At 39.3% G+C, this 10,295-nt stretch carries 19 protein-coding genes; 14 read left to right on the top strand and 5 right to left on the bottom strand.

Going from position 1 to position 10,295, the window contains the following annotated elements; translation table 11 throughout:
- Nucleotides 1–73 precede the first annotated feature (73 nt).
- The 5 genes from FZ954_RS11665 to FZ954_RS11645 all read right to left on the bottom strand — a co-directional run bounded on the left by FZ954_RS11665 (nucleotide 74) and on the right by FZ954_RS11645 (nucleotide 3,184).
- Nucleotides 74–1,141, bottom strand: a complete 1,068-nt coding sequence (locus tag FZ954_RS11665) for a site-specific integrase (RefSeq protein ID WP_148878480.1) — start codon at nucleotides 1,139–1,141, stop codon at nucleotides 74–76.
- A gap of 116 nt (nucleotides 1,142–1,257) precedes the next feature.
- On the bottom strand, nucleotides 1,258–1,785 hold the full coding sequence (locus tag FZ954_RS11660; RefSeq protein WP_148878479.1) for an HIRAN domain-containing protein: 528 nt from the start codon (nucleotides 1,783–1,785) through the stop codon (nucleotides 1,258–1,260).
- Nucleotides 1,786–1,799: 14 nt separating this feature from the next.
- A complete protein-coding gene (locus FZ954_RS11655) occupies nucleotides 1,800–2,186 on the bottom strand; it encodes an ImmA/IrrE family metallo-endopeptidase (RefSeq protein ID WP_148878478.1) in 387 nt (128 codons plus the stop codon).
- A 13-nt stretch (nucleotides 2,187–2,199) separates the two neighbouring features.
- Nucleotides 2,200–2,556 (bottom strand): helix-turn-helix domain-containing protein, encoded by a 357-nt coding sequence (locus FZ954_RS11650; protein ID WP_148878477.1) that lies wholly within the window; start codon nucleotides 2,554–2,556, stop codon nucleotides 2,200–2,202.
- A 412-nt stretch (nucleotides 2,557–2,968) separates the two neighbouring features.
- Nucleotides 2,969–3,184: a hypothetical protein gene (locus tag FZ954_RS11645; RefSeq protein ID WP_148878476.1), complete on the bottom strand. Its 216-nt coding sequence runs from the start codon at nucleotides 3,182–3,184 to the stop codon at nucleotides 2,969–2,971.
- A 63-nt stretch (nucleotides 3,185–3,247) separates the two neighbouring features.
- On the opposite strand from FZ954_RS11645, the gene FZ954_RS11640 reads away from it, so the two are divergent.
- The 14 genes from FZ954_RS11640 (at nucleotide 3,248) to FZ954_RS11575 (ending at nucleotide 10,231) form a co-directional block, all read left to right on the top strand.
- The gene (locus tag FZ954_RS11640; protein ID WP_048765936.1) at nucleotides 3,248–3,445 is read left to right on the top strand and encodes a helix-turn-helix transcriptional regulator; all 198 of its coding nucleotides are present in this window, start codon (nucleotides 3,248–3,250) and stop codon (nucleotides 3,443–3,445) included.
- Between the two features lie 2 nt (nucleotides 3,446–3,447).
- Nucleotides 3,448–3,792 carry a hypothetical protein gene (locus tag FZ954_RS11635; protein WP_148878475.1) on the top strand — a complete coding sequence of 115 codons (345 nt, stop codon included), beginning with the start codon at nucleotides 3,448–3,450 and terminating at the stop codon, nucleotides 3,790–3,792.
- Nucleotides 3,793–3,838: 46 nt separating this feature from the next.
- Entirely contained in the window at nucleotides 3,839–4,129 is a 291-nt protein-coding gene (locus FZ954_RS11630; protein WP_148878474.1) for a DNA-binding protein, read from the top strand.
- Between the two features lie 8 nt (nucleotides 4,130–4,137).
- Nucleotides 4,138–4,416 carry a hypothetical protein gene (locus FZ954_RS11625; RefSeq protein ID WP_148878473.1) on the top strand — a complete coding sequence of 93 codons (279 nt, stop codon included), beginning with the start codon at nucleotides 4,138–4,140 and terminating at the stop codon, nucleotides 4,414–4,416.
- A complete protein-coding gene (locus FZ954_RS11620; RefSeq protein ID WP_148878472.1) occupies nucleotides 4,409–4,660 on the top strand; it encodes a hypothetical protein in 252 nt (83 codons plus the stop codon). The genes FZ954_RS11625 and FZ954_RS11620 overlap by 8 nt, the downstream gene beginning before the upstream one ends.
- A complete protein-coding gene (gene dnaB / locus FZ954_RS11615) occupies nucleotides 4,653–5,981 on the top strand; it encodes a replicative DNA helicase (protein ID WP_148878471.1) in 1,329 nt (442 codons plus the stop codon). The genes FZ954_RS11620 and dnaB overlap by 8 nt, the downstream gene beginning before the upstream one ends.
- Nucleotides 5,982–6,728: a conserved phage C-terminal domain-containing protein gene (locus FZ954_RS11610; protein ID WP_148878470.1), complete on the top strand. Its 747-nt coding sequence runs from the start codon at nucleotides 5,982–5,984 to the stop codon at nucleotides 6,726–6,728.
- Nucleotides 6,728–7,549, top strand: a complete 822-nt coding sequence (locus FZ954_RS11605) for an ATP-binding protein (RefSeq protein WP_148878469.1) — start codon at nucleotides 6,728–6,730, stop codon at nucleotides 7,547–7,549. The genes FZ954_RS11610 and FZ954_RS11605 overlap by 1 nt, the downstream gene beginning before the upstream one ends.
- Nucleotides 7,549–8,223, top strand: coding sequence for a DNA methyltransferase (locus FZ954_RS11600; RefSeq protein WP_148878468.1), 675 nt, complete (start codon nucleotides 7,549–7,551; stop codon nucleotides 8,221–8,223). The genes FZ954_RS11605 and FZ954_RS11600 overlap by 1 nt, the downstream gene beginning before the upstream one ends.
- A gap of 13 nt (nucleotides 8,224–8,236) precedes the next feature.
- On the top strand, nucleotides 8,237–8,728 hold the full coding sequence (locus tag FZ954_RS11595) for a MazG-like family protein (protein ID WP_148878467.1): 492 nt from the start codon (nucleotides 8,237–8,239) through the stop codon (nucleotides 8,726–8,728).
- Nucleotides 8,725–9,030: a DUF1372 family protein gene (locus FZ954_RS11590; RefSeq protein WP_148878466.1), complete on the top strand. Its 306-nt coding sequence runs from the start codon at nucleotides 8,725–8,727 to the stop codon at nucleotides 9,028–9,030. The genes FZ954_RS11595 and FZ954_RS11590 overlap by 4 nt, the downstream gene beginning before the upstream one ends.
- A gap of 65 nt (nucleotides 9,031–9,095) precedes the next feature.
- Complete coding sequence (locus FZ954_RS11585; protein WP_262366255.1) at nucleotides 9,096–9,329, top strand: DUF3310 domain-containing protein; 234 nt, start codon at nucleotides 9,096–9,098, stop codon at nucleotides 9,327–9,329.
- The gene (locus FZ954_RS11580) at nucleotides 9,326–9,736 is read left to right on the top strand and encodes a YopX family protein (RefSeq protein WP_148878464.1); all 411 of its coding nucleotides are present in this window, start codon (nucleotides 9,326–9,328) and stop codon (nucleotides 9,734–9,736) included. The genes FZ954_RS11585 and FZ954_RS11580 overlap by 4 nt, the downstream gene beginning before the upstream one ends.
- Before the next feature lie 69 nt (nucleotides 9,737–9,805).
- Nucleotides 9,806–10,231 carry an ArpU family phage packaging/lysis transcriptional regulator gene (locus FZ954_RS11575; RefSeq protein ID WP_148878463.1) on the top strand — a complete coding sequence of 142 codons (426 nt, stop codon included), beginning with the start codon at nucleotides 9,806–9,808 and terminating at the stop codon, nucleotides 10,229–10,231.
- Nucleotides 10,232–10,295 lie beyond the last annotated feature (64 nt).

Here is a 10,295-nt window from a genome sequence, read left to right as displayed (position 1 = left end):
AAAGGCGGTAGACGGATTAAATACTATTGATTTAATAGGCTTTATTAAGGTTTCGCCCCAAATTCGCCCCAAATTATGCAATCAGGAATATTTCTTTGATTTTTTCAAAATTCTTTTCTGCCAATGCCTCCATCTGATGCGAATAAACTTTCAAGGTTATATCTGGACTTTCATGTCCTAATAATTTCGATATGGTTACAATATCTACGCCCTTTAAAATCAAATATGATGCGTAAGTATGCCTTAGACTGTGGTTTCTGACAGGCCTGCCTACCAGTTTTTTTATAAGCTTGTTACAAGCCGAGTTTGAAACGCCAAAACATACCCTGTTTTTAATATTTGCTTGCCAGTGTTCTTTTTTATAAGTTTTCAAAGTCTCGATTGTGACTCTGTCAATTGGGATTTTCCTTTTCGAACTTTCATTTTTTAGACTAGCAAAATCTTGCGTTTTAGAGTAGTCAAAGCTCTTATTAATGTCTATTATCCCGCTCTGCAGGTCTATATCGTTCCATGTCAGCCCTAGAGCCTCTGAGAATCGCATACCAGTGACAGAAAGTAGGTAGAGGGTGAAATAGGACACGTACTGGATATTGGAGCGTGTAGAGGCTATTAGATCCTTATATTCAACCTCTTCTAAAAAGTCGTTATCCTCCGACCTAGTTTCTATCTGAGATTTGACTTTGGCATCTTCAGCGAAGTTGTAGCTGATCACTTGTTCTCTGACTGCTACCTTCAAAGCTCCCTTGATTTGATAGTGGAATTTCTCAAGTGTTTCCTGAGCGTATTTCTCGCCAAACTCATTGAGCCTTTTTTGATAATAAAGCGGAGTAATGTCCTTTACTTTCAAATCTCCAAAATAGGTCTTGATGTGCTTAAGGTTTTTGGTATAAGTATCCCAGGTCTTATCCTTGACGTGCGGTCGCTTATATACTTCAGACCAGGTTTTGACAAAATCATAAAGCGTGACGTCTTTGTCTGTCAGGATATTCTCGGATAGGTTATCCTCTACCTCCCTTGCTGCCGCTTGAGCTAGTTTTTTGGTCTTAAAGCCTGACTTTGATTTCTGCTTATATTTGCCGTCTCTATCCTTGTAAGAGATACGATATTCCCAGCCATTATCCCTTTTTCTAAAGTATGCCATTGTTTTTCACCTCATTTTCTGATAAAATGGGTATAGTAAAAAGGGCTTTTTAATGCCTTTTTGCTATACTAGCTCAGTCCTCACGCTGCCGGCCAAAGCAAAACGTGGGGATTTTTTTATTTTATATGCCAAATAGTCAAATCTAATTCAAAATAGAGTTCTTTTTGTTGTGTAACAACTTTCTCTAAATTTGATGATAACGTTTTATATGGTCCACCTCGTCCTGTCAAAATCGCATCATATCTATATTTAGGATTTCCAATGCAAGATGAAAATCTTTTGGCAATTCCTGCTGGAAGATAGCCAACAAATGTATCATTTATCAGTACTTTGACGGCATTTTTATCATGTGGATTAGTTGGCTCACGCTGCAACAAAACATCAACGGTCTTTAGCTTATTGTACTTATAGACAGGTTTCAGACTGCGTTGAAGATATGACTTGAGCTCTTTACCAGTTTTTCCGAAATAATGCTCATAACCACTTAAATAGTCAGCGGCAGCAAAAGCTTCCTGCTTATGATAGTTCGTTCCCATTAAACGAAATTCATCGTGGTAAATGATCCTGGATTTCTGTATTGCTGTGTTTCTATTAGCTGACTTCTTTTTACTATTTCCAAACCCTAAAAAGCTGAGAAGTCCCATAATTAGTATCCCCTTTAAAAATTACTAACTAAATTATTGTATTCTTCTTTAACCATTGCCTCATCAGCGATGGTTTTTAGTTTATATTTCTGCATAAAAGCTAAAAAGTTAAAGTGCTCTTTATCTTCGCAGGCTTCAATCTCTAATCGGATAAGCTGCTGGATCATAGCTCGATTCGCTTCTAGCTCGTATTTTTCTCTAAAAATTGCATATAAGTGAGGAAGATGGTTTTTGTGTCCTATCTCATGTAAGATGGTTTTAATGCGATTCTCTTCCATGATTTTGTCACTCAGAAACATTGTTCTAATGCCTGGGACAAAGAAGGCTTCATCTTCAAACAAAGAATCCTCAAACACAAATACTTTTATCCCTAGCTCCTCACAGAGCTCTTTTTCGGTCATATAGTATCATCCTTTATTTTCTTAAATAGATTTCGATGATGTTTTGAATCGCTTTCTTGTCTTCGTCGCTCAGTGGCTTGCCGTTATAGCGCATAGCTGTAGCAGCAAGTTCTTCCACATTGACTTCCTGACCTTCAAAGTAAAATTTTTCTTGGTCATCAGCGATTTTGGGATTGTTGGTTCTGCCCAGCAAATAATCAGTACTAACATTAAAATAGTCAGCAATTTCCTGAAGTCTATCTGATTTTGGATTTGCTTTCTTGATACCATAAAGAGTATTAGTACTGTAACCTAGTTTTTCTTCTAATTGATTCAAAGATATTCCTTGATTAGTAGCTAAATCTTTAATTCTGTCGAATGCTGTAGGCATTTATTTATCAACCTTTCTAAGCATACGAAAAAATATTTTAATTTTAATCTTAAAACTCTTGACTTTTATTAAGATTAGTATTAAAATAACATACGTAAGCTAAAGTTAGCGAACAATGCGACTAAAAAATAAAACTCCTGAAAACTGATTGGCGTCTGTTGAAATAGGATAGATTATGTTTTAGTAAGCTTTTTTCTGCATGCTTTAATTTTAATACTAGTTTTAAAATTTGTCAAGTGTGTTCGCTAACTTTTTAGCTAATTTATTAAAAACAGAAAGGGGGGAGGGGAGATGAGACTAAAGAAGTATCGATATACTAAAAAGCCTGTAAAAAAACAGACTAATAAAACTGCTTTAGGGAAAACATTGATACAGATTAGCGAAAATATTATCTATATCAATGCACCTAATATTAAGGTATCGGGGTTAGAGAACCATCAGGTTCTTGTTTCCAACGCCAATTAGTATCAACAGATATTTCATCGGCAGTTTGCTCAAAACTCAATATCAATCCATTAGGATAAGTGGTTCGAGATTTAATATGGTCGGCATCCATTTCTAAAATCTCTGTTTTGATATCTTCAGCTTTGAAACCAAAATGCTCAAGATTAATTTTCATATGAACCATAATTTCACCTCCTTTCTGCTTTTATTATAGCAGAAAAGATAACAAAAATTAGAAAGGAAAAAGATGAGCCAAAAACAGAAAATTTGGATTGCTCTTGTGAAAGAGCGACTGTACAACCTTGAATGGACTCAGACTCAGCTTGCTGAGGCTGTGGGAGTAACGAAATCAACTATCTCAGAATTGTTTAAATATGGAAAAGGTAGTCGGAAGCTCAAGGACAATATTTCAAAAGTTTTGGATATTGAGGGAAGCGAGGACTAGCTATGACGATTAGCAGAGACATGAATGAGATCGAGGTCAAGGTACTTAATGCAATCAGGAATTGTGCTAGCTTTGATTTACCTATCCAGGCAAGTGAGCTGAGAAATAGCACTGGACTGACTAAGCGAAAGCTTGAGGAAGTGATTGAGAGCTTGCGAGTCAACTTTCATCATCCAATCGTTGCCAAGAAACGAAAGCCAAATGGCTACTATCTGCCGAAAACAGCTACAGAACGAGATGATGGTCTGGCTCCGTACAAGCGACAAATCCTGACCGAGCAAAAGAACCTTGCGGCTGTCATGGCAGTAAATCTGGATGACTATTGGTCAGAAACAGAAAAAGCCTGACGGCAATCAGGCTTTGAAATAAATAAATATACAAGAGGATTATATCATGAATGAGCTAATGAATCAACTGTTAGACCAGTTTGAAGCTGGTTTGATGGATCGAGCCTTGAAAGTCATGCACGTCGTGACTGATGAAAAGAGGCGCTTCCCGATGGAGCTGAATAAATCTCAATGCTCAGAAATGCTTTTGGGTACGAGAGACACAGGAACATTTGATGAGCGTTTTAACTGTCACAAGGACTTTCCTCGTATCGAGGGGAGACGTGACAAATTTCCTCGTGATGCAGTTATTGACTGGTATCACGAAAATTGGGAACGTACGGCTGTGAGAAGTTGAGGAGAAAAATGGCAATAAAAAAAGAAATAGAAAACCTAGAATTTAAAAACAGAGCAATGAGAGACACAATCGCTAATCTTCAATTGGGATTGTTTACAATTTTTTGTGTCTTTACGCTTTTAGTTGTGATTTTGGTCAAGACGAATATTGAGCGAGAGCATCATTTGAAGGATCTGCAAGCTCAGATAAATGATAACAGGGACAGCATGCGGAGAAATGCTGTGCGCATCGTTCATTTGGAGCAGGAAGACAGGGTAATTAGAGAAAGGATTGAAAGCGATGAGTGAATTTCTGGGAAGCGTGATGATGATTGCATTCTTTTTCTTTGCAGGTGTGGTCGGTTGCTACGTTGACCATCGTAAAGCTGAAAAAAAGCGAAAAGAAGAAGAGATGCTTAATATGCAGGCTCTCTATGTGCTGTGGATGCAGGAGCAGGCTCTCTGTGAGGCTGCTGAGCAGATGGCTGAAGCTAGAAAGAAACAGCCTGCCGGGCTACGGGATTGGGGTGATCTGAGTGGCTGTCATGGATGAAATCAAAGTTTTGCCTCACGATCTAGTATCTGAGCAGGCAGTTCTTGGGTCGATCTTTATCAATCCTGACAAGATGATTGAGGTGACAGAGCTTCTCAAGCCAGAGGATTTCTATAGACCAGCGCACAAGATTTTATTTCAGGCTATGCTGGGTCTATTTGACAGCGGTGAAGCCATTGATATTGTGACTGTAAAATCAGCGCTAGAAGCTAGCAATGAGCTGGATTTGGTAGGGAGTGTCAGCTATTTAGCTGAGATTATCAATGCTGTACCCACTAGTTCAAATGCGAAGCATTATGCCAAAATTGTGGCCAAGAAATCAAGGTTGCGGTCAATCATTGCTAATCTGTCTGACTCGATTGGCAATGCTTATGATGAGGATATGGACCTTGATGAGATTATCGCTAAGGCTGAGAAATCACTTATGGAAGTGAGCCAGTCGAGCAATAAAGGGAGTTTTCGTCCGATCCATGATGTCCTCTTGGAAAATCATAGCAAAATTGAAGAACGGTCAAACAACACTACTGAAATTACTGGTATAGAATCAGGTTTTACTGATTTTGACAAGCTGACTACTGGGTTGCATGAGGATAATCTCATCATTTTAGCAGCACGGCCAGCGATGGGTAAGACGGCTTTTGCTCTCAATATCGCTCAAAATGTTGCTACAAAGGCCAATCAGCCTGTCGCTATCTTTTCTCTGGAAATGGGTGCTGAGAGCCTAGTTGAGCGGATGTTGTCCGCTGAAGGAGCGATTCCAAATCATCATATCAGGACAGGCTCTTTGTCCACAGACGAGTGGGAACGGCTGGTCTATGCTCAGAGTAGACTGGCTGAAGCACCGATTTTTATCGATGATTCGGCTGGTATCAGGATTTCAGACATTCGAGCGAGGGCTAGAAGACTAGCTCAGGAAACGAGCGGTTTAGGTCTGATTGTGATTGACTATTTGCAGCTTATCACAGGACGAAAGACTGATAATCGGCAACAGGAAGTGTCTGAGATTTCGAGGCAGTTGAAGATCATTGCTAAAGAGTTGAAAGTGCCAGTGATTGCTCTGTCTCAGCTTAGTCGTAGCGTTGAGCAACGTCAGGATAAAAGACCTATCATGTCTGATTTGAGGGATTCTGGGAGCATTGAGCAGGATGCTGATATTGTCGCTTTTCTGTATCGTGACGCATACTATCAAGATAAGACTGACGATCAACCAGAAAGCAATCTGACTGAGCTTCTTGTCAAAAAGAACCGATACGGCAGTCTCGGGACGGTGAAGCTGTATTTTCACAAGGAATACACAAAATTTTCAAGTGTGGAGGAATAGATGGCACAACGAAGAATGTTTAGTAGAAAAATCACTGAGACTGACCGTTTTCTTGAAATGCCACTATCGTCTCAGGCTCTCTATTTTCATCTGAATATGGGAGCTGATGATGAAGGGTTTATAGATAAGGCCAAGACGATTCAGAGAACCATTGGCGCTAGTGATGATGATATGAAATTACTTATTGCAAAAGGTTTTTTGATTCCATTTCATAGCGGTGTGGTGGTCATCCGTCATTGGAGGATTCACAACTATATTCGTTCGGATAGATTCCAATCAACATTGTACCAATCAGAAAAGGCTCAATTGGAATTTGATAAGTCAAAAACAGCTGACCTCAAGCCTTTAGAAAATGTCATACCAAATGGATACCAAATGGATACACAGGTTAGGTTAAGTGAGGGTAGCTTAGATGAGGATAGCTTAACTACCTATCCTACAGTTTCAGACAATGAGGAAGAAGATATTCCATACAAGGAAATCATTTCTTACCTGAATGAAAAAGCTAATAGAAATTACAGACCTAACATTCAGAAAAACAAAACTCTTATTAAGGCTAGATGGTCAGAAGGATTCAGGTTAGATGATTTCAAACATGTGATTGATACCACGGTCAAGGATTGGTCAGGCACTAAGTATGAAAAATATCTCAGACCTGAAACGCTCTTTGGTTCAAAGTTTGAAGGTTATCTAAATCAAGCACCACGAACCAAGAAAGAAATAATCGACGAAAGGTTAGGTTTTTGATGGATTATTTTAAAAATTTTGAGGCTAGGCAGGTCTTAGACGAGACTTGTGAAGTGCATGGTTGCCAGCTCTGGCTAACCAAAATGCCAATCAAGGGACGGCTGGAAGAAATCAAGCAGTGTCCTGAGTGCACCAAGGCTGCGATTAGCCTCTTCGAAAAAAAGCTAAACGAAACATCCGAGGTGCAAAGCAAGCTGGCTGATACTTATGCTGTCTTTGAGAGAGATAGCATTATCTCAGACAAGCTAAGAGATAAGACTTTGCGAAATTATGAGGTTATGAGCGATATTGACCAGGAAGCGGTGAATTTCGTGAAGCGGTTGGAACGTAGCTATGCGAAAGGTGAGAAAGGAAATGTCATCATCACTGGCCCGTCTGGTGTTGGGAAGAGCCATTTGACTTATGGCTTGGCTGCTTATCTTAATAAGCAGTTTAAGTCTTACAACGATCCGAAAAGTGTGCTTTTCGTGTCGGTTGTGAAGCTCTTTAGCTTAATCAAAGAGAGTTTTAAGGTTGACAATGGCTACTCTGAGTCTAAGATGATAAAGCTGTTGACCAACGTTGACTTTCTATTTCTTGACGATCTGGGGAAAGAGAGTCGCAAGGCTGACGCTCGTAGCAATGAGTGGGCGCATCGTGTGCTCTACGAGATTTTGGATAATCGTAGTAACACGATTATCAATACAAACTTGACTAGCGAGGAAATTAAGGCATTGTATGCGGATGATTTTGGGAATGGTGCTCTGTCAAGTCGTATCTTTGAGGGTGCAACTGGAAGGTGCTTTGTTTATCCCAGCGGGATGAAGGATAGGAGGTATTGATGGATATATTTATCAATGCAGATTGTTTTGAAGTGATGTGTCAATATCCAGATGATTATTTTGACCTTGCAATTGTAGATCCTCCATACTTTTCTGGACCAGAAAAAAGAAAGTATTACGGACGAAAAGTCAGTCCCATAGGTGTAAGCAGACTGTATGGCGAAACCTCAGAGTGGCAAATTCCAAACAGAGATTATTTTGATGAACTTTTTAGAGTGTCTAATAATCAAATTATTTGGGGTGTAAACTACTTTGACTATCCTTTTGGCTCTGGTCGTATTGTTTGGGATAAAGTTAATGGAAAATCGAGTTTTTCAGATTGTGAATTGGCATACTGCAGTTTACATGATAGCACACGGCTATTTCGCTACATGTGGAACGGTATGATGCAGGGAAAATCAATCTCTGAAGGTCACCTTCAACAAGGAAATAAAGCATTAAACGAAATTAGAATACATCCAACACAAAAACCAGTCAATCTTTATATCTGGCTGCTACAATCCTATGCAAAAAAAGGGGATAAAATTCTGGATACTCATGTCGGTTCAGCGAGCAGCCTGATTGCCTGTAAAGAACTTGGGTTTGAATACGTTGGCTGCGAATTAGATACAGATATTTTTAATAAAGCTAAACAACGACTTGAAAGGTATGAGAAGCAAGTAAAATTATTTTAAAGGAGAAAAAAAGATGAATAGTATAACACTTGAAGAAAAAGTAGAGCAATGGTTTGTAGAAAGAAATCTACATGAAGCAAATCCAGTCAAGCAATTTGAAAAGCTTATGGAAGAAGCTGGTGAATTGTTTGAGGGCATTGCTAAAGGCAAGAATGAGCTAATCAAGGATGCGCTGGGAGATATGCAAGTTGTCTTGACTGGTCTTGAGTTGCAGCTCAAAAATGACGCAGATATTCAAGCGACGCCAGAGGAGATGGAACTATTGCTGATGGTTACAAGTTTGGGTACTCTTGCAAATAAATTACACAAGCATATTTTTTACAGCGAGACAAAAACACCGCTCATCAAGCCAGATTTGATTATGCTACATAGCAACATACATTCAATAGCAATTCACAATTGCACTACAGCAGATACTTGCTTGCAGATTGCGTATGACGAAATCAAGGATCGGAAAGGCAAGATGATTGATGGCGTGTTTGTAAAAGAGGAGGATTTGACATGAAATTTTTGCCATTTTTATCCATAATTGTAATTTTGCTAGCGATTTTGATAGCAGCAATCATCAGGATTAACAGGCTCAACGAGCGAGTGGAACAGCTCGAAGCTAGAAAGCTTATCACAATCTACAGGGCGGATAATGCTGGTGCAGAAATGTACGGCAGGATCACGGACAAGGAAATCATAGACGGTCGCTACACAGTGACAGCTGGACCGTACGGAAAATTCCTTGTAACCAAGGAGCAATACGAGAGCTTGAGCGTAGGGGACGAAATTCCTGATTATTTGAGAGGACGGGTGAAGTAATGACAAAATGTGATTTTACTACTGAACAATCGAATATACCAACTGAAGAGGGTCAGTTTACAGGTATCAAAATTGTCCATGACAATGTACACAATCCAAGCCATTATCAAGGTAAGTATGGAATGGAATCAATTGATGTACTCAGGAATTTTATGACATCGGAACAGATTAAGGGTTTTTATCTTGGCAATGCTTTGAAATATCAGCTGCGTTTCCAAAAAAAGAACGGGCTTGAAGACCTAAAAAAAGCAAGAAAGAACCTTGATTGGTTGATTGAGGAATTGGAGGTGATTAAATGATATATCCATACAGAGGATTGTCTGTAGAGGGAGACAGTAAGGGGGAGTGGCAATACGGCTATCTTATTCAAGACCGAGGAAAATCATTTATTATCAATGAGGTCATAGAAGTTACCGAACAGTATATAACCATTGGGTCTTGGTGCCATGTAAATTCGGAGTCAGTAGGACGTTTTACCGGACTATTCGATAAAAATTGCAGAGAAATTTTCGAAAAAGACATTTTGTACGGAAACGATGGAGAAGATTTTTGGGATATTGTTGAATTTGACGAAACACAAGCAAAATGGGTCAGGAAAGACCAGAATTTGAACGAGTTGGATTTGAGCGACAATATTACAGAGTTGAAAATCGTCGGGAATGTATTTGAGAATCCAAAGCTTTTGGAGGTGGCAGATGATCAATAATGTTGTACTTGTGGGCCGAAGGTTTTGACAAGCCTTGAAAAATGAAAATACATAGAATTGAGGTGAGAGATGCCTTTTTTCCCAGAAATAAACGAAGCGAAAACGAAAGAAAATGCCAAGAAAATTTTAAAAGGCTATCCTCGCTGGCGTCGTGTGGCCAATGACAAGGACGGTCAAAAGGTGACGACTACCTACTCTTTCATGCCTCGCAATCCTGGAAGCGATACGACTAGTCAGGTTGAGAAGCTTGCTATTAGAAAAGTAGACGCAGAGATGGAGCTAGATGCTATTGAGCAGGCGGTCAGCGAGCTGCACGATCCATACTATCGTAGAATTATCTACGAGAAGTACCTTGTCTGGCATCGAAAGAAAGATGAGACGATATACAATGAGCTTTCGATCTCAGAAAGCTCATACTATGAAATTCTTGATAAAGCTCTATTAGCATTTGCAGAGCTTTATCGAAACGGTGAGCAGGTCGAGATTATGGAGTAAGAGCGGAGTAAGTCAAGAGTAAAGACCAATTTCAATGTGCTAAAATGGTATTATCTAATAATAG

Source organism: Streptococcus sp. Marseille-P7375, assembly GCF_902460365.1.
In the GTDB taxonomy this organism is placed as follows: Bacteria; Bacillota; Bacilli; order Lactobacillales; family Streptococcaceae; genus Streptococcus; species Streptococcus cristatus_I.
The sequence above is the reverse complement of the archived record's forward strand: the minus strand, read 5'-3'. Positions and strand labels throughout refer to the sequence as shown.

Coding starts and splice junctions, on each gene's coding strand:
- dnaB (WP_148878471.1), top strand. CDS start 4,653: ATGGATGAAATCAAAGTTTTGCCTCACGATCTAGTATCTGAGCAGGCA.
- FZ954_RS11645 (WP_148878476.1), bottom strand. CDS start 3,184: ATGGTTCATATGAAAATTAATCTTGAGCATTTTGGTTTCAAAGCTGAA.
- FZ954_RS11610 (WP_148878470.1), top strand. CDS start 5,982: ATGGCACAACGAAGAATGTTTAGTAGAAAAATCACTGAGACTGACCGT.
- FZ954_RS11650 (WP_148878477.1), bottom strand. CDS start 2,556: ATGCCTACAGCATTCGACAGAATTAAAGATTTAGCTACTAATCAAGGA.
- FZ954_RS11625 (WP_148878473.1), top strand. CDS start 4,138: ATGGCAATAAAAAAAGAAATAGAAAACCTAGAATTTAAAAACAGAGCA.
- FZ954_RS11660 (WP_148878479.1), bottom strand. CDS start 1,785: ATGGGACTTCTCAGCTTTTTAGGGTTTGGAAATAGTAAAAAGAAGTCA.
- FZ954_RS11620 (WP_148878472.1), top strand. CDS start 4,409: ATGAGTGAATTTCTGGGAAGCGTGATGATGATTGCATTCTTTTTCTTT.
- FZ954_RS11575 (WP_148878463.1), top strand. CDS start 9,806: ATGCCTTTTTTCCCAGAAATAAACGAAGCGAAAACGAAAGAAAATGCC.
- FZ954_RS11590 (WP_148878466.1), top strand. CDS start 8,725: ATGAAATTTTTGCCATTTTTATCCATAATTGTAATTTTGCTAGCGATT.
- FZ954_RS11635 (WP_148878475.1), top strand. CDS start 3,448: ATGACGATTAGCAGAGACATGAATGAGATCGAGGTCAAGGTACTTAAT.
- FZ954_RS11630 (WP_148878474.1), top strand. CDS start 3,839: ATGAATGAGCTAATGAATCAACTGTTAGACCAGTTTGAAGCTGGTTTG.
- FZ954_RS11580 (WP_148878464.1), top strand. CDS start 9,326: ATGATATATCCATACAGAGGATTGTCTGTAGAGGGAGACAGTAAGGGG.
- FZ954_RS11595 (WP_148878467.1), top strand. CDS start 8,237: ATGAATAGTATAACACTTGAAGAAAAAGTAGAGCAATGGTTTGTAGAA.
- FZ954_RS11655 (WP_148878478.1), bottom strand. CDS start 2,186: ATGACCGAAAAAGAGCTCTGTGAGGAGCTAGGGATAAAAGTATTTGTG.
- FZ954_RS11600 (WP_148878468.1), top strand. CDS start 7,549: ATGGATATATTTATCAATGCAGATTGTTTTGAAGTGATGTGTCAATAT.
- FZ954_RS11605 (WP_148878469.1), top strand. CDS start 6,728: ATGGATTATTTTAAAAATTTTGAGGCTAGGCAGGTCTTAGACGAGACT.
- FZ954_RS11640 (WP_048765936.1), top strand. CDS start 3,248: ATGAGCCAAAAACAGAAAATTTGGATTGCTCTTGTGAAAGAGCGACTG.
- FZ954_RS11665 (WP_148878480.1), bottom strand. CDS start 1,141: ATGGCATACTTTAGAAAAAGGGATAATGGCTGGGAATATCGTATCTCT.